This is a genomic window from Bradyrhizobium sp. ORS 278 (assembly GCF_000026145.1).
In the GTDB taxonomy this organism is placed as follows: Bacteria; Pseudomonadota; Alphaproteobacteria; order Rhizobiales; family Xanthobacteraceae; genus Bradyrhizobium.
This window is the reverse complement of record NC_009445.1, coordinates 6,271,358-6,296,040: the sequence shown is the minus strand read 5'-3', so window position 1 is coordinate 6,296,040 and position 24,683 is coordinate 6,271,358. Positions and strand designations below refer to the sequence as shown.

Annotated in this window: 24 protein-coding genes; 4 read left to right on the top strand and 20 right to left on the bottom strand. The window is 65.9% G+C overall.

The annotated features are described in order from the left end of the window. Nucleotides 1-10: 10 nt before the first annotated feature. From BRADO_RS28235 to BRADO_RS28220, 4 genes are all read right to left on the bottom strand, one after another. Entirely contained in the window at nucleotides 11-706 is a 696-nt protein-coding gene (locus BRADO_RS28235; RefSeq protein WP_041757069.1) for a hypothetical protein, read from the bottom strand. A gap of 174 nt (nucleotides 707-880) precedes the next feature. Further along, on the bottom strand, nucleotides 881-1,378 hold the full coding sequence (gene lspA / locus BRADO_RS28230; protein WP_012029613.1) for a signal peptidase II: 498 nt from the start codon (nucleotides 1,376-1,378) through the stop codon (nucleotides 881-883). 194 nt (nucleotides 1,379-1,572) lie between these two features. Then, nucleotides 1,573-4,572 carry an isoleucine--tRNA ligase gene (gene ileS, locus BRADO_RS28225; RefSeq protein WP_012029612.1) on the bottom strand — a complete coding sequence of 1,000 codons (3,000 nt, stop codon included), beginning with the start codon at nucleotides 4,570-4,572 and terminating at the stop codon, nucleotides 1,573-1,575. A 306-nt stretch (nucleotides 4,573-4,878) separates the two neighbouring features. Next, nucleotides 4,879-5,859 carry a bifunctional riboflavin kinase/FAD synthetase gene (locus BRADO_RS28220; protein ID WP_012029611.1) on the bottom strand — a complete coding sequence of 327 codons (981 nt, stop codon included), beginning with the start codon at nucleotides 5,857-5,859 and terminating at the stop codon, nucleotides 4,879-4,881. Nucleotides 5,860-6,126: 267 nt separating this feature from the next. Here BRADO_RS28220 and BRADO_RS28215 point away from each other — a divergent pair, with 267 nt between their 5' ends. Beyond that, entirely contained in the window at nucleotides 6,127-6,522 is a 396-nt protein-coding gene (locus tag BRADO_RS28215) for a response regulator (protein WP_006613531.1), read from the top strand. 73 nt (nucleotides 6,523-6,595) lie between these two features. On the opposite strand, the gene BRADO_RS28210 is transcribed toward BRADO_RS28215, so the two are convergent. From BRADO_RS28210 to uvrC, 10 genes are all read right to left on the bottom strand, one after another. Then, a complete protein-coding gene (locus tag BRADO_RS28210; RefSeq protein ID WP_012029610.1) occupies nucleotides 6,596-7,450 on the bottom strand; it encodes a TIGR01459 family HAD-type hydrolase in 855 nt (284 codons plus the stop codon). A 15-nt stretch (nucleotides 7,451-7,465) separates the two neighbouring features. Next, entirely contained in the window at nucleotides 7,466-9,052 is a 1,587-nt protein-coding gene (locus tag BRADO_RS28205) for an EAL domain-containing protein (protein ID WP_012029609.1), read from the bottom strand. Nucleotides 9,053-9,370: 318 nt separating this feature from the next. Then, nucleotides 9,371-9,916 (bottom strand): phage holin family protein, encoded by a 546-nt coding sequence (locus BRADO_RS28200; protein ID WP_041757067.1) that lies wholly within the window; start codon nucleotides 9,914-9,916, stop codon nucleotides 9,371-9,373. A gap of 395 nt (nucleotides 9,917-10,311) precedes the next feature. Beyond that, a complete protein-coding gene (locus BRADO_RS28195) occupies nucleotides 10,312-11,655 on the bottom strand; it encodes an aspartate aminotransferase family protein (protein WP_012029607.1) in 1,344 nt (447 codons plus the stop codon). Between the two features lie 292 nt (nucleotides 11,656-11,947). Beyond that, nucleotides 11,948-12,922: a 50S ribosomal protein L3 N(5)-glutamine methyltransferase gene (prmB, locus tag BRADO_RS28190; RefSeq protein WP_041757065.1), complete on the bottom strand. Its 975-nt coding sequence runs from the start codon at nucleotides 12,920-12,922 to the stop codon at nucleotides 11,948-11,950. Further along, entirely contained in the window at nucleotides 12,922-13,386 is a 465-nt protein-coding gene (locus tag BRADO_RS28185; RefSeq protein WP_012029605.1) for a molybdenum cofactor biosynthesis protein MoaE, read from the bottom strand. Before BRADO_RS28185 ends, prmB begins: the two co-directional genes overlap by 1 nt. Before the next feature lie 22 nt (nucleotides 13,387-13,408). Then, nucleotides 13,409-13,660 carry a molybdopterin converting factor subunit 1 gene (gene moaD, locus BRADO_RS28180; protein WP_012029604.1) on the bottom strand — a complete coding sequence of 84 codons (252 nt, stop codon included), beginning with the start codon at nucleotides 13,658-13,660 and terminating at the stop codon, nucleotides 13,409-13,411. Continuing rightward, entirely contained in the window at nucleotides 13,657-14,274 is a 618-nt protein-coding gene (gene pgsA / locus BRADO_RS28175) for a CDP-diacylglycerol--glycerol-3-phosphate 3-phosphatidyltransferase (protein ID WP_041757063.1), read from the bottom strand. Before pgsA ends, moaD begins: the two co-directional genes overlap by 4 nt. Nucleotides 14,275-14,526: 252 nt before the next feature. Beyond that, entirely contained in the window at nucleotides 14,527-14,862 is a 336-nt protein-coding gene (locus BRADO_RS28170) for a GIY-YIG nuclease family protein (protein WP_012029602.1), read from the bottom strand. Between the two features lie 310 nt (nucleotides 14,863-15,172). Beyond that, nucleotides 15,173-17,239 (bottom strand): excinuclease ABC subunit UvrC, encoded by a 2,067-nt coding sequence (uvrC, locus tag BRADO_RS28165; RefSeq protein WP_012029601.1) that lies wholly within the window; start codon nucleotides 17,237-17,239, stop codon nucleotides 15,173-15,175. A gap of 252 nt (nucleotides 17,240-17,491) precedes the next feature. Here uvrC and BRADO_RS28160 point away from each other — a divergent pair, with 252 nt between their 5' ends. Then, nucleotides 17,492-18,136 (top strand): outer membrane protein, encoded by a 645-nt coding sequence (locus BRADO_RS28160; protein ID WP_012029600.1) that lies wholly within the window; start codon nucleotides 17,492-17,494, stop codon nucleotides 18,134-18,136. A 251-nt stretch (nucleotides 18,137-18,387) separates the two neighbouring features. Here the strand turns inward: BRADO_RS28160 and BRADO_RS28155 are convergent, their stop codons facing one another. The 4 genes from BRADO_RS28155 to BRADO_RS28140 form a co-directional block, all read right to left on the bottom strand. Beyond that, nucleotides 18,388-18,603 (bottom strand): cold-shock protein, encoded by a 216-nt coding sequence (locus BRADO_RS28155; protein ID WP_006612991.1) that lies wholly within the window; start codon nucleotides 18,601-18,603, stop codon nucleotides 18,388-18,390. A gap of 252 nt (nucleotides 18,604-18,855) precedes the next feature. After that, nucleotides 18,856-19,716, bottom strand: a complete 861-nt coding sequence (locus BRADO_RS28150) for a 23S rRNA (adenine(2030)-N(6))-methyltransferase RlmJ (protein ID WP_012029599.1) — start codon at nucleotides 19,714-19,716, stop codon at nucleotides 18,856-18,858. A gap of 104 nt (nucleotides 19,717-19,820) precedes the next feature. Next, nucleotides 19,821-20,525 carry a ribonuclease T2 gene (locus tag BRADO_RS28145; protein WP_012029598.1) on the bottom strand — a complete coding sequence of 235 codons (705 nt, stop codon included), beginning with the start codon at nucleotides 20,523-20,525 and terminating at the stop codon, nucleotides 19,821-19,823. A gap of 121 nt (nucleotides 20,526-20,646) precedes the next feature. Further along, complete coding sequence (locus tag BRADO_RS28140) at nucleotides 20,647-21,111, bottom strand: hypothetical protein (protein ID WP_012029597.1); 465 nt, start codon at nucleotides 21,109-21,111, stop codon at nucleotides 20,647-20,649. Between the two features lie 169 nt (nucleotides 21,112-21,280). On the opposite strand from BRADO_RS28140, the gene BRADO_RS28135 reads away from it, so the two are divergent. Then, on the top strand, nucleotides 21,281-21,586 hold the full coding sequence (locus BRADO_RS28135) for a hypothetical protein (protein ID WP_012029596.1): 306 nt from the start codon (nucleotides 21,281-21,283) through the stop codon (nucleotides 21,584-21,586). A gap of 81 nt (nucleotides 21,587-21,667) precedes the next feature. After that, nucleotides 21,668-22,207, top strand: coding sequence for a DUF3617 family protein (locus BRADO_RS28130; RefSeq protein ID WP_012029595.1), 540 nt, complete (start codon nucleotides 21,668-21,670; stop codon nucleotides 22,205-22,207). A gap of 306 nt (nucleotides 22,208-22,513) precedes the next feature. Here BRADO_RS28130 and BRADO_RS28125 read toward each other — a convergent pair whose 3' ends face one another. After that, nucleotides 22,514-23,719: an ABC transporter substrate-binding protein gene (locus BRADO_RS28125; RefSeq protein WP_041757060.1), complete on the bottom strand. Its 1,206-nt coding sequence runs from the start codon at nucleotides 23,717-23,719 to the stop codon at nucleotides 22,514-22,516. A gap of 84 nt (nucleotides 23,720-23,803) precedes the next feature. Continuing rightward, complete coding sequence (locus tag BRADO_RS28120; protein ID WP_012029593.1) at nucleotides 23,804-24,655, bottom strand: fumarylacetoacetate hydrolase family protein; 852 nt, start codon at nucleotides 24,653-24,655, stop codon at nucleotides 23,804-23,806. Between the last annotated feature and the right edge of the window lie 28 nt (nucleotides 24,656-24,683).

Below are 24,683 nucleotides of genomic sequence, written 5' to 3'. Positions count from 1 at the left end.
TCACCGTTGCTTACCGTTCCTTGCCGGTCAGGATGTCCATCTGCTTGCCGCCAACCGGCTCCATCTTGCCGGTGCCATAGGCATAGCTCGGCGACGGCGTCTGATAGCCGGGCGGCGGCTGCGTCAGGCTCTCGCGCTGCGGCTCGCTGGTGAACGTCTTGGATTCGTTGTCGCTGCCCTTGAACATCCCGAACAGGCCACCCTTGTAGCCGAGCTGCGAGGGACTCAGGATCGGACTGTTGCTCACGCCGGGCTGCACCGGCTCGGTCTGCTTCGCCGCGGCGGTCCGTCCCATCTTCAACTCTGCGGGGGTCAGCGGGCGAGACGAGGCGATCGGGTCCTTGTTCTCCTTTTTGCGCGCGGCGGCTGCGGCGCGGCGCTGCTGCTCGTCCGGGTCCCTGGGCCAGTTCGGCGCGTTCGACTGGGCAGCGGACGCCGGCGGCGGCAAGTCGAGCTTGGGCGGCACGACGAGCGGTGAGCGCTCGCGATAGTTGATCGTCGGCGTCTCCATGTTGGTGCCGCCGAGGCCGCGCATCAGATTGTCGATGATCTTCTCTTCGAAGGTCTTGTCGTCCTCTTCCTCCTCCTGCGCGCGGGCGATGCCCGCGGACATGATGAGGCCGATGCCGAGCGCAACCGCCGAAAGCCGCAGGCTGCGAAAGGCTGCGCGGGTCATGATCCTGCCGCTGACTTCGGTCTTGCGCATGGCTTGTCCTGTCCTCGCTTGTCCAGTGCCGCTCGTGCTGCGACGAACCGGCCACTCATCGACCGGTTTGCGCACGCGCCGCATGCGCACCTTCCGGTCGTCAGGCCGATCCCGAAAACGTGAAGAACCTCAGGCTCTTGGCTCCGGGTGAGCATCGGCCGGTATCGGCCCGGATCAGGGCGCTTTTGCGGCGTGACTCCCGAAGAAGGAGTCATACAGCAGGCCCGCCACCCCGGCAACGATCGCCACGTCGGCCATGTTGAAGATGTACCAGTTGTAGACCGTGCCGCCGATCTCGATGTGGAACAGCGCGAAATCGACCACCGCGCCATAGGCCAGCCGGTCGATGCCGTTGCCGATCGCGCCGCCGATGATCAAGCCCAGCGCCGCGGTCGCGAGCTTCGTTTCCGATCGCGCCATCCAGATCGCCAGCGCCACCACCGCGATCGCCTTCACCGCCATCAAGCCATATTGCGCCAGCGGGGTGTCGTTCTGCAGCCAGCCGAAGCTGATGCCGATGTTCCACGCGAGCACGAGATCGAAGAACGGCGTGACCTTGACGGTGCCGCGGTTGGCCAGGTCGAATCCGTAGAGCAGCCACAGCTTGGTGGCCTGGTCGACGACCAGCGTGGCGAGGCCGGCGAGCAGGCCGAGACGGAGGCGGGGGGTCATTGCAAGCTAATGAGTTGACGACCAAGCCGGCGACAAACACAGCTGTCGTCCCGGCGTACGCCGGGACCCATACCGCGGACGGCCAGTTGGTGGAAAGGACTCGGAGTCATCAGTCTTTGCTCACCAGGACGGCCGGTGGTTACGGGTCCCGGCGTGCGCCGGGACGACGGCGGAGTGTGTCGCGCCAGCGCGCATCACACGCCGACCCCGAGCGCCTTCCACTCGCGCAGCGCCTTCGCGTCGCGCGGGGAGACGTCGGGATATTCGGCGTCCTCGCCGACGCTCTCCAGGATCTTCCAGGAGCGGGCGCATTTCCTGCCGACGGCCTTCTCCACGACCACGCCGACACCTGGCACCGCATCGAGCCGGAATGCCTCGGCCGGCGCCTCGCCTTCGCGGACCTCGTAGTTCGAGGTGATGCAGACCTCGGCCAAGTCCGTATCGAACAAGGTGCCGAGCAGCGCGCGATCGGCGACATAGATGATCGGCGAGGCCTCGAGCGAGGAGCCGATGGTCTTGGCGGCGCGGGCAAGCTCCAGCGCGCCGGTGACGACGCGCCTGACATTGCGGATGGTCTCCCATTTCGCCGCGAGCGCATCGTCGCGATAGCCGTCCATCGCGTCCGGGAACAAGGTCAGATGCACCGACGGCTGGGCATCCGGGCGATACATCCGCCAGGCCTCGTCCGTGGTGAACGACAACACCGGCGCCAGCCATTTCAGGATGGCGTCGCAGATCAGGTCGATCGCGGTCAGCGCCGCCTTGCGCGCCACGGAGGACGGCGGGTCGCAATACAGCGTGTCCTTGCGGATGTCGAAATAGAACGCCGACAGCTCGGTGTTCATGAACGCGGCGAGGCTCGCGATCACGGTCTTGTAGTCGAACGCCGCATAGGCGCGGCGGATCACCTCGGCCTGCTGCGACAACTGATGCAGCATCAGCCGCTCCAGCTCCGGCATCTCAGTGAACGCGACCGCCTCGCTGCGCTTGTAATGGTGCAGGGTGCCGAGCATCCAGCGGATGCTGTTGCGCAGCTTGCGATAGGTCTCGATGGTGTTCTTGAGGATCTCCGGGCCGATGCGCTGGTCGTCGGCGTAGTCGGTGGCGCAGACCCAGAGGCGCAGGATGTCGGCGCCGGACTCCTTGATCACCTTCTGCGGCTCGACGGTGTTGCCGAGCGACTTCGACATCTTGCGGCCGTTCTCGTCGAGCGTGAAGCCGTGCGTCAGCACGACGTCGTACGGCGCGCGGCCGCGGGTGCCGCAGCTCTCCAAGAGCGACGAGTGGAACCAGCCGCGATGCTGGTCGGAGCCTTCCAGGTACATCACCGTATCCCGGCCGCCATCGACCTTGCGCTTGATGCCGGCGAGGCCGGGGAAGTGCACGGGGTCTTCGAGCACGAAGGCATGGGTCGAGCCGGAGTCGAACCAGACGTCGCAGATGTCGTCGACCTTCTTCCAGTCCTCGTTGGCGCGGGAGCCGAGGAAGCGCTCGCGCGCGCCGTCGGCGTACCAGGCGTCGGCGCCTTCCTTGGCGAAGGCATCAGCGATGCGGGTGTTGACCGCCTCGTCCTGCAGGATCTCGGCCGAGCCGTCGCCCTTCTCGCGCACGAACACGGCGATCGGCACGCCCCAGGCGCGCTGGCGCGAGATCACCCAGTCCGGGCGGTTGGCGATCATGCCGTTGATGCGGTTCTGGCCGGCCGCCGGCACCCATTGCGTGACCGAGATCGCCTGCAGCGCGCGGGCGCGCAAGGTGTCGCCGGACTTCGCTGCGCCGTGGTCCGCAATGTCCTTGTCCATCGCGATGAACCATTGCGGCGTGTTGCGGAAGATCACCGGCTTCTTGGAGCGCCAGGAATGCGGGTATTGATGCTTCAGCCGGCCGCGCGCCAGCAGCAGGCCCGCGTCGGTCAGCGCCTTGATGACGGCCTCGTTGGCGTCGCCCTTTTCGCCCTTGTCGTTGATGACGCGTTTTCCCGTGAAGCCGGGGGCGTGATCGGTCAGCGCTCCGTTCTCGTCGACGGTGTAGGGGATCGTGGTTGCGATGCCCCGGCCGTCGAGCTCGCGGGCATTGGCCATCCAGACGTCGAAGTCCTCGCGGCCATGGCCGGGGGCGGTGTGCACGAAGCCGGTGCCGGTGTCGTCGGTCACGTGCTCGCCTGACAGCAGCGGCACGACGAAATTGTAGCCGCCTTCGAGGCCCTTGAACGGATGCGCGCATTCGACCGCATCGAGCGTGTCGCTGGGGATGTCGCGCAGCTTGGTGTAGGACGTCACGCGCGCCTGCTTGAACACGCTCTCGGCGAGCGCGTCGGCAAGGATGAGCTTGTCGCCGGTCTTGGCCCAATTGTCCGCCGGCGCGTCGGTGACCTCGTAGAGGCCGTAGGCGATCTTCGGCGAGAACGAGATGGCGCGGTTGCCGGGGAGCGTCCAGGGCGTGGTGGTCCAGATCACCACCGAGGCGCCGGCCAGCGCGCCATGCGCCGGAGAGGTCACCGGAAACTTCACCCACACCGTGTCGGACTGATAGTCCTCGTACTCGACCTCGGCCTCGGCGAGCGCGGTCTTCTCGACCACGCTCCACATCACAGGCTTGGAGCCGCGATACAGCGTGCCGTTGGCGGCGAACTTCATCAGCTCGCGCGCGATCTGCGCCTCGGCCGGATAGGTCATGGTGGCGTAGGGATGGTCCCAGTCGCCGATCACGCCGAGACGCTTGAACTCCTCGCGCTGCACGTTGAGCCAATGCTCGGCATAGGCGCGGCACTCCCGGCGGAACGCGACCATGGCGGAGGAGTCGCGGAAGTCGGGCTTGGACTTGCCCTTCTTGCGGTAGTTCTCCTCCTCGATCTTCCACTCGATTGGCAGGCCGTGGCAGTCCCAGCCCGGCACGTAGTTGGAATCGTGGCCGAGCATCTGCTGGCTCTTGGTCACGACGTCCTTGAGGATCTTGTTCAGCGCGTGCCCGATGTGGATGTTGCCATTGGCATAGGGCGGGCCGTCATGCAGGACGAATTTCGGCCGTCCCTTGGCGGTCTCGCGCAGCTTGCCGTAGAGGTCGATGTCGTTCCAGTACTTCAGCAGCTCCGGCTCGCGCTGCGGCAGGCCGGCGCGCATCGGGAATTCCGTCTGCGGCAGGTACAAGGTCTTGGAATAATCGGCGGCGTCGGATTTTTGCGGCTTCTCGGACATCGTGATCTGGCTTGATGAGCTCAAAGAGGGGCGCGGAGGCGCGATCTGCGATCGCGGGCGGCGGAACGAGCAGAGACATCCCGGTCTTGCGCCGAGCTCGATAAGCTCAGGCGGAAGCCGGGCCGCTAATGCCGATGGTGCGCCGTATCAACATGGGGCTTCCTCATAGCAGCCGGGCGGCCGAATCGCAAAGTCATCCTGTGTTTCGGCGTCATTCCGGGGCGATGCGAAGCATCGAGCCCGGAATCTCGAGATTCCGGGTTCAGCCCTCGCGGGCTGCCCCGGTATGACGGACGCGGTGGAGAATCAGCCGATCTCGCCGAGCCGGGGGAAGAGGCCGGCGTTTGCCGCCAGCACGGCGCGTGCCCTCGCGCTGTCGTCGTCCATCTGCCGGATCAGGGCCTCGATGGAGGTGAATCTGGCCTCCTCGCGGATGAAGCCGATGAAGGCGACGTCCAGCACCTCGCCATAGAGGCTGTCCTTGAAGTCGAACAGGAAGGTCTCCAGCAGCGGCGCGCCGTTGTCGAAGGTCGGGCGGCGGCCAAAATTGGCGACGCCATCGATCAGGACCCGGTTCGCACCGCGGCCGCGGCCGACCCGGACGGCATAGATGCCGTGGCGCAGGCCGCAATCGCGGTCGAGCCGCATGTTGGCGGTGGGATAGCCGAGGTCGCGGCCGCGCTTCTCGCCGTGGATGACCTCCGCCGTCACGAACCAGGGGCCGCCGAGCATGGCGGTGGCCTCGGCCACTTGGCCTTCGGCCAGCGCCTCGCGGATCGCGGTGGAGGACACCGGCCGTTCGTCGATGTCGACATGCGGCTGGACCTCGACCGTGATGCCGAGCTTCGGCGCCTCGCTGGCGAGCAGGCTGGGCGAGCCGACCCGGCCCTTGCCAAAATGAAAGTCGTAGCCGACGGCGATCCCGGACACGCCCAGCCGGCCGATGAGATCGTGGTGAATGAAATCCTGCGCCGAGGTCTGGGCGCGGCCCTTGTCGAAGGTCATGACCACGGCGCCGGCCAGCCCGGCTCCGGCCAGCAGCCGCAGCTTGGCCGCCTCGTCGGTCAGCCGGAATTGCGGGGTGTTGGGGCTGAAGAAGCGCCGCGGATGCGGCTCGAAGGTCAGCGCCAGGGCCGGGCGGCCCTTGGCCCTGCCCATCTCGATGGCGGCCTCGATCACGGCCCGGTGACCAAGATGGACACCGTCGAAATTTCCCATCGCCACCACCGCTCCCTTGAGGATGTGCTGTGGCGGGGTGGCATCGCGGATGATCTGGAAAGCTGGCATCTGACGGAAATATCTCGCGAATTCATCAAGCCGCGGTGCGGCGAAGCTGGCCTCGACCGTGGGCGGCCGGCCTGCCGAAGTCAAGCCGCAGGGGTTCCGATTTTCATGCGGCGCAGCAAAGCGGACATGCGAATGGGGCGCAGTTAACGCGCTGTTTAACGGCTGATGCTACGTCTGGATGCGGATGGCGGAGGTCGTTCAAGACCTGAGCCGAAAATACCGTTCCGGTAACAGCGTACGCGTTGTGTTCGCGTTGGGGGAGTCAAGATGGCGGTTGATTTGACGATGCCGGTGCTCGTCGTCGACGATTACAGCACCATGATCCGGATCATCAGGAATCTTCTGAAGCAGATCGGTTTCGAGGACATCGACGACGCGAGCGACGGCTCGATGGCGCTGAACAAGATGCGCGCCAAGAAGTACGGCCTTGTGATCTCCGATTGGAACATGGAGCCGATGACCGGCTACGACCTGCTCCGCGAGGTCCGCGCCGATCCGAACCTGGCGACCACGCCGTTCATCATGATCACGGCGGAATCCAAGACCGAGAACGTCATCGCCGCCAAGAAGGCCGGCGTGAACAACTACATCGTCAAGCCGTTCAACGCCGCGACCCTGAAGACCAAGATCGACGCTGTCTTCCCGGACATGGCGACGGCCTGACGCGCGCTTGATCAATCTCGAGATGAAAAGACGCCCGGCGCTTGGCCGGGCGTTTTTCATTTTCAGGATCCGGTCACCATTTCAGCTCGCGCATCAGCGCGCGGGGCGGGTGGCCGAACAGCTCCTTGACCGAGGCCGGATCGAGCTGATCGATGCCGGCGAACTCCTCGGAATGGATGCCGCGGGTGACGAACAGGCAATCGATGCCGAAGCCGTGCGCGCCGGCGAGATCGGTGCGGACGGAGTCGCCGATCGCCAGCACCTCCTCGCGCGTGACCGGCCGGCCGGCATGCTGCTCGGCGAGCTGCATCGCGCGGTCGTAGATCGGCCGGTGCGGCTTGCCGTAGAAGATCACCTCGCCGCCGAGCTCGCGGTACAGTTCGGCGATGGCGCCGGCGCAGTAGATCAGGCGGTCGCCGCGCTCGACCACGATGTCCGGGTTGGCGCAGATCAGCGGCATCTTGCGCGCGAGGGCGCGCAGCAGCATGGGCCGATAATCCTCGGCGGTCTCGGTCTCGTCGTCATAGAGGCCGGTGCAGATGATGTAGTCGGCCGCTTCGAGCGGGGACAACGCCAGATCGAGGCCGCGATGGATCGAGTTGTCGCGCTCCGGGCCGAGCCAGAACACCTTGCCGCCGGGATGGTCGGAGACGTAGTGGCGGGTCAGGTCTCCGGAGGAGACGATCGCGCTGTAGACCTCGTCGGCAACGCCAAGCTTGCGCAACTGGCGCTGCACCGAGTCCGCTGGCCGCGGCGCATTGGTGATCAGGATGACCGTACCGCCCTCGCGCTTGAAGGAATGCAGCGCATCGCAGGCCTCGGGAAACGATTCCAAGCCGTTGTGGACGACGCCCCAGATGTCGCTCAGCAGCACCCGCTTGCGGCCGACCAGATCGCGCAACCGCTCCTCGAACCGTAGCGCGGTCATAGCCGGCGACGCGAATTAGATGGTCCCGGCGATGCGACGGGCGAGAGCGGCATTGCCGCTGCGCGTCGCTGCATTGGCGTTCGACGCATCGAGAGAGGGAGTGCCGGCGGCATTGGGGTCCTGAATCTTGATATCCTGCCCGCCCGGAGGGGTGACAGCGGCCTCGCCGGTAGCAGATGCGCCCTCTGGTCGCAATGGGCGGGGCGGCGCGAACAGGAAGCCCTGGCCGAAGCGAACGTCGTAATCGAGCAGGTCGACGACGCTGTTCTCGCCCTCGATCCGCTCGGCGATCAGGTCGATGCCAAAACGGCCGAGCAGGTCGGACAGATCAGTCGGGTGGATGTCGGACACCGAGCTCTGCTTGGGGTCGAGCAGCAGGGCGGCCGGCACCTTGATGAAGCGGACGCCGCGATCGGCGAGCTCGCGCGGCTCGAACCGGAGGTCGGTGACATGGTCGATCGAGAAGCGATAGCCGCGCTGCGCCAGCGCCGCGAGGTGCTCGGTCTCGGTCGGGCCCAGGCTGCGCAGGGTCGACTGCTTGAATTCGAGCACGAAGGAGGGCGCCAGCGCGCGGTTGGCCTCGAGGAAATCCAGACACTGGGCAAAGCTCGCCGGGCTGCTCAGAGTCGCGGACGACAGGTTGCAGAAGATCCCCACGTCTTTGTTGCGCACCATCAGGCGGCGCAGCACCTGGACGCAGCGAAGCAGCACCATGTGGTCGATGCGCCCGACCAGGCCTGCGGCCTCGGCGATGCCGATGAAGTCCTCCGCCGCGACGATCTGGTCACGCTCGTCGCGCAGCCGGGTCACCGCTTCGTAGAAGCGCACCTTGCGCTGGGGCAGCGTCACCAGCGGCTGGAGGTAGATGTCGAGGCGGTTCTCGTCGATCGCGCCTTTGACGGCCGCGAGGATCTGGGGCTGGCTGCGCGGCACGGCCGGAGCGGCAGGCGTGGCTACGGGCGGAGCCGGCGCAGCAGCCATAGGCTGCGGGTTCGGCGGCCGCACCACGGGGGCGATGCTCGGAGCCGCACCGAACGTGGCGGTCGCCTCCTTCGGCTTCGCATGCGAGGGGGCCGGGGGCAGGGCCTTCGGATCGGGATAGACGGCGGATGCGACGGGGGCTGCGGGCGCCGGGCTGGTGGCCTCGCGCGCAACGGCCGGGGCCTCAGCGGCCGGGGTCGCCACCTGCTGCGGAATGGCGGCGATAAGGTCCTCATGCTGGGCGACGGTGACAGCGAGTTGCTTCATCAGTCCGCCGAGTTCGTTGATCTCGCCAACGACGCTCTGGAGGCGATCGGCGCTGACCGAGCTCGACGACACGATGCGGCCTTCGACCGCCGACAGCCGCCGGCCAAACTCGGCAACCTGGCGGGCGAGGTCCGCCGTGCCGCGCGACAGATCGGCGATCTGGCTGCCGACGTCGGAGCGGTCGCGCAGCCGCATCGACACCGCGTTGTAGAGGATGAGAAAAGTCAGCGCGGCCAGCGACACGATTGCCGATTCGGATCCACTGATGCCGGCCACCGAATACAGGATCAGGCCGAGCGATGCCGCGACCAGAACCATGCAGATGGCGATAAAAATCGTGGAGATACGAATCATGCTGCGCGACGCTCCCAACCGAACACAACCCTAGCACTTCTGCTGATTCGCGAGGATAGTCGGCAGGATTCAAATACCGGACAACGCGGTGGATTTCCGCGCTGCGTGTCATTTACGCAAGTTTTCGTGCTGAAGTGGAGTTTAATCGTACTGGCGCCCGCCCGTAGAACAACGGAGGCGCGCTCGCGTCATCGCGCGAAACGTTTCGACACGATCTGCGTGCTGCGGATCGCTCGCGAAAAGATCAGCTCAAATTGTTTGTTCGATCAACCGCGGCGGCGGCACGCGAGCGATGCCCCCCTGCCGCTGCCGCTCCTCTCAGGCGCCGCGATGACGCCTGCGCAGGGCGGCCACGCCGAGCAACAGCGCCGCAACGGCAACGCCCACGGGGATATTGACCCGCCCCGGCGCGCGAGCGTGATTCGCCGATGCCGACGGCGCCAGTGGGATCGTATCCGGATCGATCTCGTCGCTGTCCGGCTGCCGTGACACGGGCGAAGCGATCGCCACGCGCAGGCGACTCGACAGCGATGGATAATGCGGGGTCGGGCTGCGCAGCTTGACCGCTGCGACGACCGCGCAGATCACCGCCAGCGCCACCATCAGACCGCCGACCACCGCGAAGGCGGGGAACAGCCCGTATTTCATTTCCACCCAGCGGAACAGCGCGGTCAGCCCGACGATGCAGGCCGCGATCAGGAAGATGCCGGCCGCGGCGAACAGCCCGGCGGCGACCGCGTAGGACGTTATCGTACCCGTCGCCTGCCGCGCACGGTCGCGCATGTAGGACTGGGTGGCGCGCTTGACGCGGTTGAGCCTCTGCTCGAGCCCCAATCGCAACAGCTCTCCCGGCGGTGCAAGCATGCGCGTTCTCCGATCATCCGTCCGCCGCGCGCGAACCGCCGGCTCGCGACATGAACGTGGAGGATTTGCGAAGGTTCCCCGACGCGCCGGCGCCATTCGGCTGCGTTCTGTCTCCTCAGCGCACGACATCGTGTTCTGAAAATGCAGGAGGCCGTGCATTCGACTTCGTCGCAGGCGCTGCGATTCCGGGGCAAGGCCGCAGGCCTTGAACCCGGAATCTCGAGGTTGTTTGACGCGTTGCTAACAATTTCAAGATTCCCCGGTTCAATCGTCATGCACGGCCGCTCTGCGACCGTACATGACGATTGCCCCGGAATGACGTCGTTGGAGGAACAACGAAAATGGCGGCCACGGGGGCCGCCATTTTGTCGTGATTGATGACGATGCCGCGCGGCTTACGCCACGGCCTTGATAACCTTGCCGACCTTCTCGACGATCTCGCCGATCTGGTCCTCGTTGATGATCAGCGGCGGGGTCAGAGCCAGGGTATCGCCGGCGATGCGCAGCATCAGGTCGGTGTTGTGGAAGGCCTGCTCCATCGCGGAGTAGCCGCGCTTGCCGACGGCGTCGGGCAGCGGGGCGAGGTCGATGCCGGCGGTCAGACCAACGGTGCGGATGTCGAGGACGTTGGGCAGCCCCTTCAGCGACATCACGGCGTCGGCCCATTTCGGCTCGATCGCCTTGGCATGCTCGAACAGCTTGTGGTCGCGATAGATGTCGAGCGTGGCGAGGCCGGCGGCGCAGGCGATCGGATGCGCCGAGTAGGTGTAGCCGTGGGTGAACTCGACCATGTGCTCCGGGCCGCTCATGAAGGCGTCGTGGATGGTGTCGCGCACCAGCACGCCGCCCATCGGCGCCGCGCCGTTGGTGACGCCCTTGGCGAAGGTCAAGAGGTCCGGCGTCACGCCATAGCGCTCGGCGGCGAAGGCGTGGCCGAGACGGCCGAAGCCGGTGATGACCTCGTCGAAGATCAGGAGGATGCCGTGCTTCTGGGTGATCTCGCGCAGGCGCTTGAGATAGCCCTTCGGCGCGGGGATGACGCCGGTGGAGCCGGCCATCGGCTCGACGATGACGGCAGCGATGGTGTTGGCGCCGTGCAACGCGACGAGGTTTTCCAGCTCCTCGGCGAAGTGCGCGCCGTATTCAGGCTCGCCCTTGGTGAAGGCCTGCTTCTCGCGGTCATAGGTCGCCGGAATGTGGTCGACGCCCGTGAGCAGCGTGCCGAACAGCTTGCGGTTGTTGACGATGCCGCCGACCGAGGTGCCGCCGAAGCCGACGCCGTGATAGCCGCGGACGCGGCCGATCAGGCGGGTGCGGCTGCCCTGGCCGTTGATCTGGTGATAGGCGAGCGCCATCTTCAGCGCGGTGTCGGCGGCCTCCGAGCCGGAGTTGCAGAAGAACACATGGTCCAGCCCGGCGGGGGCGAGATCGGCGATGCGGTTGGCGAGCTCGAAGGCCTGGGGAATGCCGAACTGGAACGGCGGCGCATAGTCGAGCGCTGCGGCCTGCTTGCCGATCGCCTCGGCGATCTCGGTGCGGCCATGGCCGGCGTTGCAGCACCACATGCCGGCTGCGGCATCGATGATGTTGCGGCCATCGACGGTGATGTAGTGCATGCCCTTGGCGCCGGCGAGCAGGCGCGGATTCTTCTTGAAGGCGCGGTTCGCGGTGAACGGCATCCAATGCGCGGCAAGATCATTCGGAACGGTGACGGCGGGGCGGGGGCTCTTGTCCAGCATGGGGACCTCTCGGGGAGTTGAGGCAGATTGTACGACGGCGACAGCATGACCCGGAAAGGTGGCGGAGCGATTGCCAGACACTGACCGAAACGGATCGTGCGTGAGGGGCCTGAATGCGCGCGCCGACGTGGTCAGCCGATGATCCGGGCCTCTGGCAAGCTATCAGCTTCGCGCCCGGACGGAAATGTCAAAGGTCCGGCGTTGGCGCTGCCCTGGTGAGCGAATTCTGCACAGCGGCAGCAGTTTGTGCCGTTTATTGGAAGTCCGCTGCGTCATTTCGCGTCAGCGCGCGTCAGACCAGATCCCGCGCCGTGATCCAGAACACCTCGCCCTCGGAGTCCTCGGTATCGAGCCACAGCAGCGGCAGGTCCGGATAGGCGGCTTCGATCTGCGGCCGGTCGCGGCCGACCTCGCAGAGCAGCCCGCCTTCCGCGGTGAGATGGTCGCGGGCTTCGCCGATGATGCGGTGGATGATGTCGAGGCCGTCGGCGCCGCCGTCGAAGGCCAGCGCCGGCTCGGCGCGGCATTCCCGGGGTAGGCCGGCCATGCCCTCGGCATCGACATAGGGCGGATTGGTGATGATCAGGTCGTAGCGGCGCTGGCTGAGCGGTGCGAACAGATCGCCGCGATGCAGCGAAATGCGCTCGCCGAGTTCGTAGTCGGCGACGTTCCTCGCCGCGACGGCGAGCGCGTCCTTGGAAATGTCGACCGCATCGATGACGGCATTCGGAAAGTGCCGGCTCGCGAGGATGGCAAGGCACCCTGAGCCGGTGCAGAGGTCGAGCACGCTGTCGACCGCCAGGGGATCGTCGATCAGCGAGGTGCCGTCCGCCTCCGCGCCGCCGAAATGGGTCTCGAGCAGCTCGCCGATGAAGGAGCGCGGCACGATGACGCGCTCGTCGACATAGAACGGCAGGCCGCGCATGTAGACCTTGTGGACGAGGTACGCCGCCGGCTTGCGCGTGGCGATCCGCGCCGAGATCAGGTCGAGGATGGTCTTGCCCTCGGCCGCGGTAACGCGGGCGGTGATGAACGTCTCGAATTGATCCGGACGCAGATGCAAGGCTTCGCCGATCAGGAAGGCGGCTTCGGCGACCGGATCGGTGGTGCCGTGCGCGAACACCAGCTCGGCACTCTGGAAGCAGCTCACGGCGTAGCGGAGATAGTCGAGAAGCGTGACGAGCTCGCCGGCGTTGACCTTGGGCAGCTTGGGCAGCTTGGGCGCTTGCGTCTTGCGCGGTGCGGCCGTCTTGACTGTCTTCGCCATCACTTCGTCCAGCGCGCCGCGGCGGCATCGTCGTGGCTCTTGGCCTCGACCCAGCTGCCGCCATCATTGGTTTCCTCGCGCTTCCAGAACGGCGCGTTGGTCTTGAGATAATCCATCAGGAACTCGGCCGCCTCGAACGCCGCCTGGCGGTGGCTGGATGCGGTCACCACCAGCACGATGTTCTCGCCCGGCGTGATGCGGCCGAAACGATGGATGACAGTGAGGCCCTGCAGCGGCCAGCGCGCCATTGCCTGCTCGGCATGACGCATGATCTCGGCTTCCGCCATGCCCGGATAATGCTCGAGCGTCAGCGCCGAGATTGGGGTGGCGTGGTCGTTGCCGCGGCACAGTCCGGAGAAGCTGACGACGGCGCCGATGTCGGTGCGGCCATGGCTGAGGGCTGCGATCTCGGCGGCGGTGTCGAAATCCTCGTGCTGCACGCGGACGGTAACGATCGCGGTCATGGCGGTTGTGTTCCGGCGCGCCTCAGCCGCCGGTCATCGGCGGGAAGAACGCGATCTCGCGGGCGCCGGCGATCACCGTGTCCGGCTGCACGTGGGTCTGGTCGATCGCCGTGCGGATCACCTTCGGCTTCTCGAACGCATAGGCGTAGCCCTCGCCCTGTTCGGTGAGCCAGGCGATCAGCTCGCCCACGGTACGCACATCGGCCGGCGGCTCGATGGTCTCCTCGGCCTTGCCGATGCGCTCCCGCACCCAGGCGAAATACTTCACCTTCATCGCGAGTCTTCCTCGATGAGGTGGTGAATGCCGGCGCGGAAATAATCGTAGCCGGTATAGATCGTGAAGATCGCCGAGGCCCACAGCAGCACGATGCCGATCATCGTCACCACCGGAACCACCTGGTCGCCGGCCTCGCCCGCCAGCAGGAAGCCGATCGCGATCAGCTGCATCGTGGTCTTCCACTTGGCGACCTTGGTCACGGGCACGCTGACGCGCAGCGCGGCGAGATATTCGCGCAGCCCCGACACCAGGATCTCGCGGCACAGGATCACGATCGCCGCCCATAAGGTCCAGCCATGGATGCTGTTGTCGGCGGCGAGCATCAGCAGACACGACGCGACCAGCAGCTTGTCGGCGATCGGGTCCAGCATGCGGCCGAACGCCGACTGCTGGTTCCAGATGCGGGCATAATAGCCGTCGAGATAGTCGGTGATGCCGGCGGCGATGAACACCGCGACGGCGACCCAGCGCAGCCACAGCGGGTAGTCCATGATGGACTGCGCGTAGATGCAGCCGACCACGACCGGTATCGCGGCGATGCGCGCATAGGTCAGGATGTTCGGCAGAGACGTCGACGTCTTGCTGGGCACGCGTGTGGTCGCAATATTCATCCGGTGTACCAATACTGCCGCCGTTCGAACGTCAACCTCCGAGCCGGGCAGCCCGGGCAGGATGACGCAGATATGACGCAAATCGCAACGAGGTCTTGCGGAGATAGGAACTCTCCCGCCCGGAGACAAAGAGAGCGCCAACGCTTCCTTAAGCAACGTGACGCGGCAGCGCCAGCCCTCTGATCGCAGCGCCGGGTGAGCGGACCGATCCTATTGCGCTGCAATGACAGCGGTGCGAATCGCGCGCCGCCGTCAGATCGCCTCGGCCTGGTGAACCGCGCACCAATGCGCCTGGCGCTCGGCGAACGCGCGGTCGCGGACGTAGGCCAGCGCCTCATCGTCGAAGGCTTCCAGCACCTCCAGGCTGAACGCGCCCTCGCCATGGGCGGCCCAGGCCGCCTGCAGCCCACCGCGGCGGTGGCCGCCCTGGCGCAGGGTGAACCAGAGCCGGTTCTGAATCTTGTCGAGATCCGGCGCGCACCCGATCCAGCGCTCGCCGGTCGCGGCGCAGATGACCGCGTAGATGCCGGCGGGGGTCTTGCGTTCCTTGTAGGCGGCAACGGCAGCCTTGCGCTGGTCGGGGGTCATGGGGGGCTCCGGATTTTCATCCGGGTGTATATCCGATAATTGTGCCCGGGTAAAATAATTTATTACGTTAGCGCAGGCTAGGGCACCGGCCCATCCACGTCATTCCGGGGCGCCCGCAGGGCGAGCCCGGAATTCATAACCGCGATCGGGAGTGGTGATGCGGATGACCGCCACATCCTGTCCCGTCCCCATGCCCGCTTGTGGCTATGGATTCCGGGCTCGCGCTACGCGCGCCCCGGAATGACGTGGAGAGAGCCGGGCTCAAGCTGACCGCGGAACGGGTTGAACAGCTCAACTCCGCCCGGTCCGCTCAGCTCGCATTGCTGTGGAAGTACTCGAAGATCTTCCGCGCGCTCTCGGCGCTCACGCCGGGGACCTTGCCGAGGTCGGCGATCGAGGCGCGCTCGATTTCCTTCAGCGTGCCGAAATGATGCAGCAGCGCGCGCTTGCGTGAGGGGCCGATGCCAGGAATCTCCTGCAGGCCGGCCTCGCGGATGTCCTTCTTGCGCAGCTTGCGGTGCGAGCCGATGACGAAGCGGTGCGCCTCGTCGCGCAGGCGCTGGATGAAATACAGCACGGGGTCGCGCGGCTCGAGCTTGATCGCCTCGCGCTCCGGGATGAACAGCGTCTCACGGCCGGCGTCGCGATCCGGGCCCTTGGCGACCGACATCAGCGCGACGTTGCCGACGCCGAGCTCGGTGAAGATCTCGCGGACGGCGTTCAGCTGTCCGCGGCCGCCGTCGATGATGACGAGATCGGGCCATTGCGGCACGTCGTCCTCCTTGGCCGCGCGCGCGACGTCCTTTTCCGACGGCGCGACCAGCCGCTTGAATCGGCGCTGCAGCACCTCCTTCATCATCGCGTAGTCGTCGCCGGGGGTGAGCCCCTCCGACTTGATGTTGAACTTGCGGTACTGGTTCTTCATGAAGCCGTCGGGGCCGGCGACGATCATCGCGCCGACCGCGTTGGTGCCCTGGATGTGGCTGTTGTCGTACACCTCGATGCGCTTCGGCACCTGCGGCAGGCCGAGCGTGGTCGTCATTGCCTCCAACAAGCGGCTCTGCGTCGCCGTGTCCGCGAGCTTGCGGCCGAGCGCCTCGCGCGCATTGGTCAGGGCATGCGTGACGAGATCCTTCTTCTCGCCGCGCTTCGGGCAGGACACCTCCACTTTGTGGCCTGCCTTGACGCACAGCGCCTCGGCGAGCAGCTCGGCCTCCTCGATCTCGTGCGACAGCAGGATCAGCCGTGGCGGCGGCTTGTCGTCGTAGAACTGCGACAGGAAGGCGGACAGCACCTCCTCTTGTGTGAACGTCTTCTCGGCGCGCGGGAAGTAGGCGCGGTTGCCCCAGTTCTGGCCGGTGCGGAAGAAGAACACCTCGACGCAGGAGAAGCCGCCCTCCTGGTGGATGGCGAACACGTCGGCTTCCTCGACCGTGCGCGGATTGATGCCCTGCTGCGAGGAGATCGCCGACAGCGCCGCGAGGCGGTCGCGATAGACGGCGGCGGTCTCGAACTCGAGCTCGGCGGAGGCCTTCTCCATCTCGCTTGCGAGCAGCGCCTTCACCGCCTGGCTGCGGCCGGACAGGAAATCGGTCGCCTCGCGGACCAGCTCGCTATAGCCGGGGAAGTCGATCTCCTGCGTGCAGGGTCCGGCGCAGCGCCGGATCTGATGCAAGAGGCAGGGGCGGGTGCGGCTCTCGAAGAACGAATCGGTGCAGGATCGGATCAGGAAGGCGCGCTGCAGCGCCGTGATGGTGCGGTTGACCGCGCCGGCCGAGGCGAACGGGCCGAAATAGCGGCCTGGCCGCGACTGCGCGCCGCGATGCTTGAGGATCTGCGGCGCCCAATGGTCGCCGGTAATGAGGATGTAGGGGAACGACTTGTCGTCGCGCAGCTGCACGTTGAAGCGCGGCTTGAGCTGCTTGATGAGGTTCGCCTCGAGCAGCAACGCTTCGGTCTCCGTGGTGGTCGAGACGATCTCGACGGTCACGGTGGCCGCGATCATGCGCAGGATGCGCGCCGGCAGCGGAGCGTTGGCGCGCGCATAGGACGCAAGACGCTTTTTGACGTTCTTGGCCTTGCCGACATAGAGCACGTCATGCGCCGCGTTCAGCATCCGGTAGACGCCGGGCGAGGTTGGCGCCAGCCGCACCGCGTTCTCGATCGCGGCATGGCCGATCGCGAGCGGGCCCTCGCCGACCGGCTCGGCGCTCTCTTCCGTCAGCTCGGGCAGGCGGCCGTCATCGTCCTCGTCCGCGCCGGACGCGGCGGGATCGAGATCGGGCGTATCGGTGGCCTCGGGCGGCAGGTCGGTCGCGGCGCCACGCCGGTGCGGGGGCGCCGGCGCCTGGGGTGGATCGGAGCTTTGGGTGGTCATGTCAGCAAATTAAGCGCTGCCGCGCCGTCCCGCCAGCATGCGCTGGCGCCATGCACAGGGCAGGACAGACGAGGAGGGCGGTAACGCTTCGTTAAGCACGTTAATGGCCTGCTAACCGGGCTTAACAACGGCTTAACCTAAAACTCTCGATAAATGCTCACGAAAAAAGTCGGGGTTCCGTAACCACACCGGCCCGCGCCCATCGCGCGGCGCTTGCTCCGGGTGGCGACGGCAAGTGGCGTGGAGTGAGCAATGAAAAGGTTCTTGGTCGGTGCTGCCGCTGTCGCGGGCCTGAGCGCAGCGGCTCTGGGATCGGGGTCGGCGCAGGCGGCCGATCTGGGCTACGGCTACGGCCGCGGCGCGCCCTATACGGTCAACCAGCCCCTCAACGCCTATAGCTGGGCCGGCCCCTATCTCGGCGGCACGCTGGGCTATCAATGGGGGACGGTCGGCAACAGCGCGACCAAGCCCTCGGGGCTCGTCGGCGGGGTGACGGCCGGCTACAACTGGCAGAATGGCAGTCCCTGGGTGCTCGGCATCGAGGGCGACATCAATCTCAGCGGCGCCAACGACACCTTCGCGCCGTGGAAGTTCTCGAACCCCTGGTTCGGCACGCTGCGCGGCCGCGTCGGCTATGCCTTCAACAACATCCTGTTCTACGGCACCGGCGGTCTCGCGCTCGGTGGCCTGCGCGCCGAGACCTTCGGCCTTTCGGAATCGCACACCGCCGTCGGCTGGACGCTCGGCGTCGGCACCGAGTTCGGCCTGGCGCAGAACTGGACCGCGAAGATCGAGTATCTCTACGTCGATCTCGACAGCAATAATTTCGTGATCACGGGGGCGAAGAACGACTATCGGTCTGGAATGATCCGCGCAGGCATCAACTTCCATTTCTGATGGCAAAACGGCAAAGCAACAAGACGGGATAGGAAGAAGAAAGTCGAACGACATCCTCCCGGCTGCTCGCGCGGCCGGGATTTTTTTGTCGCGTGACCGTCAGCACTCAGGCGCGCGTCTGCGCGCGCAACCAGAATGCGCGGCTCGAGCGCGAAGCCGGACGCGCTGCCGGCGGTTTTCGACTGATGAAGTCACGTCGACGCCCGCTGCAGCGGCTCGCGTCAGATGCGAGCCTGCCCGGCGGGCCGTGGCTACGACGACAGGACCAGGTTCACCGCCTTCGGGCCTTTGCCCTTCTTGTCCGGCTCAACCTCGAAGCTGATACGCTGTCCCTCGGTCAGATCCTTCAGCCCGGCGCGCTCCACTGCCGTGATATGCACGAACACGTCGCGACCACCATCGTCCGGCTTGATGAAGCCGTAGCCGCGCTCACCGTTGAAGAACTTGACTGTCCCAGTCATGGCCATCGGGAAACTCCTCCCCCGCAATGCTTCCTCCACTGCGCGCCCTGCGCAGCGTCCGACCGGACATCACTTTGATCGGAAAGCGTTGGCCACCTTAACGCCCAGCGCTCGCCGCGCCGGATCGCCGGATCTTGTTAGGCCTTGATCACCCCGCCGCAACCATTCGCGGAAGCGGAACGTAAAGCCAGTCTTACAGTCAGACACATTAATACGGTTCCGCGCCGATTGACTACGGCTTTTCGACGAACTTCCGCTTCAAGCTTTGGGGATGTCGAGACGAAAGCGCGCAGGGCCGCCCTGGCCGAGCGGCCTGACCAGCTCCTGCAGGATGAGCTTGAGCTCATCATGCAATGTCCAGGGCGGATTGACGATCAGCAGACCGGTGGAGGTTAGCGCCTCGCCTTCGATCTGCGGCGCAACGCTGAACTCGACGCGCAGCACCTTGCCCGGCGGCTTCGCCGCAGCTGCGAGATGCGCGACCTGATCAGCAAGCTGTTCGGTGGCGCGGCGGCTCTTGGCGGGATACCAGAGCACGTAGATACCGGTGGTCCACTTCGCGAAGGCTGCGGCAAAGCGGTCGCTCATGCGCTCGAACTCATCCTTGGCCTCGAAGGCGGGATCGATCAGCACGACGCCACGGCGCTCGTTCGGCGGCACGAAGGCGGGCAGGGCGACCCAGCCGTCGAGATCGACGACGCGGGCCTGGGTATCGCGCCGCAGCGCATCGATCAGTTGCTTGCGCGGGACATCGGCAAGCTCGCACAAGGTCATGCGGTCCTGCGGCCGCAGCAGCGCGCGCGCGATCAGCGGCGAGCCGGGATAGGCGACGAGATCGGCCTTCGGATTGAACGATCGGACGATGTCCAGATATGGCTGCAAGAGTGCATAAGCCTCGTCCGACAGGCGCGCCTGCAGCAGCCGCGCGATGCCGGTGAGATACTCGCCGCTGCGCGTGGCTTCGTCTCCGGTGAGGTCGTAGAGACCGGCGCCGGCATGGGTGTCGATGACCCGGAATGCCGCCGGCTTCTCCTGGAGGTAGACCAGGATGCGGGTCAGCACGATGTGTTTGATGACGTCGGCGAAGCCGCCAGCGTGGAAGGCGTGTCGGTAGTTCATGCCGCAGCAGTTACGCCGTTCCGCGAGGAAAAGGTACCCCGTCGTTGGCCTGCGGCCGCTCTCGGCAGGCGCGGGTGTCCGCCGGCCGAGCGCGAGGTTGTGGGCTAGCCGCCGCGCACCGGCGGCATGTTGACCTCGTCACGGCGGCACGCCTGACGGTCGACCTCGTCGCAGCTACGGAATTCGAGGTCCTTGGAGAGGCAGATCCGAACCTCGCTGAGCCGGGTTCGATTGCAGGTCACCGCGATGGCTGAATTGGTCAACTTGGGATTGGCCTTGATGAACGCGTCCTCGATCGCGGCGGGCGCCAATGTCTTGGCTTCCGCAAGGTCCAGGAACTCCGGCGGGATCTTGATCACGGCGCGGGCCTTGCGGATGGCCTCGAAATAGGCCTTGGCCGACAGACCGGAGCAGGTGCCGTGCTTGTCCCACTCATTGTAGATCAAGCCGGGCGCCGGCATCAGGTCGAGCATCGAGGTCATGATGTTGCGCGGCAGGCGGGGCGACGGCTGCTCGCAATATTCGGGGTAGCCGGCCTCGTATTGCGGCCACAGCCCATGCACGACGAAGGAGTAGGGCCGTCCGCTGCATTGCTGCGAGCGGCTGCCGCGTCCGCCACGCTCCTCGGCCTCGGCGCAGAATGATGGCGACCACGAGAGCGACAGCACGTAGAAGTCGAACGCGCCCGGCGCGTTCTGACGGCGGTCCTGAGCCTCCACGGGTGCAGCGTCCAGCGCACCCAGCAGCAGGGCCAAACAAACGACGGTTCTGGCAAGCAGGACGGCTGGTCGGCGCAGGTCATCAAACATGGCGAACTCCCCGGACAATGCCAGGAACCTAGCAGCCCCCAGGAACATTTCAAGAACAAAAACGGCTGCCCGGGAGCAGCCGATCGTCACCCGTGATTTTGGTGGAGGCGTCGCCCGCGACTCAGGGCTTGGCGGCGCGGCAGGCCGGGTTGAACGCCCAGTTACGGTCGAGGCCGACGACGCAGAACTCGACGCCCTGGTCATAGCCGGCGAAGCCGCCGTCCTCAATGATCGAATAATTGAGCGTGCGCGCCTTGCCGTCGCTGATCATCACGCTGCCGGTGCAGAAGCGGCGCGGGATGTTGTCCGACTGCCAGGGGCGGAAGGCGATCTCGCGGACATTGGCGACGCCGGTGATCGTCAGCGACGAATTCCAGAAGGTGCTTTCCTTGTCCTGGAACCGGCTCACGATGGTCGGGATGGCCGCCTCGCACGGGGCGACCCGGCCCTCATACTTGGGACCGGAGAGCCAGAAGTTCATCTCCAGCGGGTTGGCGGCGTGGGCCGGAGCGGTCGCGACCAGAGCGGCGAGCAGCGCGCCGCAGCCGGCACCGAGGATCGTGAGAGATGTGCTGAAGTCGCGCATGGGCCGTCCGCAAGGTCTGATGCAGGAGCATGGACCGTGCCGCGCCTGTTCCAGGAGGTCAAGTGCAACGCGGCAACACTCCACGATTAGTCCTGTTAACCCCCGGCCGGTGTTCTTTTCTTGGCCGGACAGGACCTTTAGGATGGCGGTAGCGCTTTGGGAGAATGCAATGCGGATGCTGAAGGTCGGATTGGTGAAGACGGCAGGCCTGCTGGCCGCGGGGATGCTGCTGGCCGGCGCGCCCGCCCGGGCCGACGTGGTGCCGCCGTTCAAGGGCAACGACACCGGCGGCATCATCGCCTATCAGTTGGCCCAGAGCACGGATGCGCGCCAGATCGCGGTCGATCATTGCGCGTCCTACGGCAAGGTCGCGAAATTCCGCGCGGTCGATCCGCACTATGGCGGCTACGTTTCGTTCGCCTGCCGCTGGGTGCCGTACGGCTCGGCGCAACGGCCGCTGCGGACACTGTACTGAACCTGTTCGAGGCCTGACTACACTAACGCCATGATTCGGCGTCATCGGTTCGCCGATTGACAGCTAAGCCGGAACACGATCATGACACGTCAGCGCCTCCTCCTCGGAGTCCTCTGTTGCAGCCTTCTGGGCGGAGCGGCGAGCGCGGCCTTCGCGCTCGACCTGCCGGTGCGCAAGGCGGGTCTCTGGGAGCTCAAGATGATTCGGTCCGGCGGCCAGCTGCCGGAGATGACGATGCAGCACTGCACCGACGAGACCACCGACAAGGACATGAACAACATGGCCTCGCCGATGGCGCAGCAGGTCTGCTCCAAGCAGGATATCCAGAAGACGGCGACCGGCTATGTCAGCGATTCCGTCTGCAGCTTCGGCGGCATGAGCACGACGTCGCATGCCGAGATCACCGGCGACTTCAATTCGGCCTACACGGTGAAGACGACCTCGAAGATCCAGGGCGGCGCCACCGGCGCCAAGGACACCGCAATGACCATCGAGGCGAAGTGGCTCGGCGCCTGCAAGGCGGACCAGAAACCCGGCGACATCGTCATGCCCGGCGGCATGAAGATGAACGTCAAGGACATGGCCAAGCTGAAGAACCTGATCCCGGGCGCGAAGCAGTAACGGCCACCCCTTCGGCACTTTGCCACGGCGGGACGGTTGGGACCAGGTTCCCAAGGCTTGACGCTTTGATCATGTCGAGCCGGCTGGCTGTCATCGGCCGCGAAGGCGAAGGCGGACGATCCAGTATTCCAGAGACGGCGGTGATCGACCGAGAGGCCGCGGCGTACTGGATCCCCGCCTTCGCGGGGAATGACACCGAGGGACGGCGAAAGCGCGCCCGGAAACAATCGCCGGTTCTAAGGAGCCGCTCGCTTGGACGTGACGATCACAGCGCACTGAGTTCGGGCATCGCACTCCCGGAGATGCTTACTTCCCGACCAGACTGCATTTGCTGCGGTCGAGCGGGCGAAATGCCTGATCGGGGGCGATCTTCGTCACGAGCTTGACGAAGTCCCGCGGCGCCTTCGCTTCGGCCGGTGTCTTCACCTGGACCAGATAGAGATCATGCACCATGCGCTGGTCGTCGCGGATCTGGCCATGCTCCGCATAGGCGTCCGAGACAGGGGTCGATTTCATCTTCGCCATGACCGTCGCGCCGTCATCACTGTCGGCATCCTTCACCGCCTGCAGATAGTGCCGCACGGCCGAGTAGACGCCGGCCTGGATCTGTGACGGCATCGCCTTGCGGCGTGCGTAGAACGCATCGGAGAAGCGCCGCGCGGCGGGCGAGGCATCCTCGAAGAAGCTGGTGACGATGAGGTCGCCCTGCGTGGCCTTGAGACCAATCGCCTCGATGTCGACGTTCTGGAACGACATCGGCACAATCTTCATGCCCTGCGCCGCCAGCCCGAATTCCTCCGCCTGCTTGATCGCGGTGGCGTTGTCGCCGGCGACGTTGAGCGCCAGGATCTTGGCGCCTGAAGCCTGCACCTGCAGCAGGAACGAGCCGTAGTCCGGCGTGCCGAGCTGCGCCTTGACGCTGCCGGCGACCGTGCCGCCGAGCGCGGAGATGCGGGCGCGCGCGGTGGCCTCGACCGAATGGCCGAACGCATAGTCGCCGGTGATGAAGAACCACGGCTCCTTGCTGGTCTGCATGATGCCCGACACCACGGCCGTCGCGGTCGAATAGGCGTCATGCGTCCACTGCACCGAGGTCGGTGCGCAGGCCTCGTCAGTCAGCTGATTGGCGCCGGCGCCCGAGATCAGGAAGATCCTGCCGTTGCCGCGCACCAGCTCCTGCACGCCGAGCGCTGCGCCGGAGCTGCCGCCATCGGCGATCGCCTGTACGCCGTCCTGCTCGAACCAGCGCCGCGCGATCGAGACCGCGATGTCCGGTTTGTTCTGATGGTCGGCCTGCAGGATTTCGATCGGCCTGCCGCTGATCTTGCCGCCGAACTCCTCCGCGGCCATCCGCGCCGCTTCGACAGAGCCCGGCCCCATCGCAGTCGCGAAGACGCCGGTCATGTCGGTGAGCACCCCGATGCGGATGGCTTGCCCTTTGATCTCCGCCTGCGCGGATGAACCTGCCAGCAGCAACAGCGCGGCGATGCCGGATGTGAGACGGCGCGACATGATGATCCTCCCCGGGTTCAACGATCTTGTTTGTTATGTCGTGTTTGATTGGAGCGCCCAGCGGTTGTCCGCGAGGCGAAGACGTCAGGCGGCCGTTTCGGCGGTCACGGGATTGCGCAGCACGCCGATGCCGGAGATCTCGACCTCGACCGTATCGCCCGGCTGCATGAACAACGGCGGCGTGCGCTTGAAGCCGACGCCTCCCGGCGTGCCGGTGACGATCACATCGCCCGGCAGCAGAGTCATGATGGTCGAGCAATAGACGATCAGGTCGGGCACGTCGGTGATCAGCCGATCCGTCGTGGTCCGCTGCACGGTCTCGCCATTGAGGCGGGTCTGCAGCGTCAGCCTGGACGGGTCGGGGATCTCGTCGGCGGTGACCAGCCAGGGGCCGAAGGCGCCGGACTTGTCGAAGGTCTTGCCCGACAGGAATTGCGACGTATGGCGCTGCCAGTCGCGGATGCTGCCTTCATTGTAGCAGGAATAGCCGGCGACATGCGTGAGCGCGTCCTCGCGCCGGACGTGCCGGCCTGCCTTGCCGATCACGAGCGCAAGCTCGCCTTCGTAGTCGAAATGATCGGAGACATCAGGGCGAACGATCGGCTGCAGATGTCCCACTTGGCTCGTCGGAAAACGCGCGAACAAAGCGGGCTTCTCGGTCACGGTCCGGCCGGTCTCGGCGACGTGGTCGCGATAGTTCAGGCCGACGCAGATGATCTTGCCGGGATCGGGAATGACGGGCGCTAAGGCAAGCGCGCTCAGGGGATAGTCGACCGGCTCGGAGGCGAGCAGCGCGGCAGCGGCGCCGAGCGCGTCCGCCTCGAGCAGCGCGCGCAGGCTCTTCGACGGCAGGCGCCGGCCGAGGTCGACGACACCATCGCCCTTCACCGCGCCGTAACCGGAACGCCCGTCGATGACAAAGGAAACCAGCTTCATACGTGAGCCCTTTCAGGAAAGACGGAAA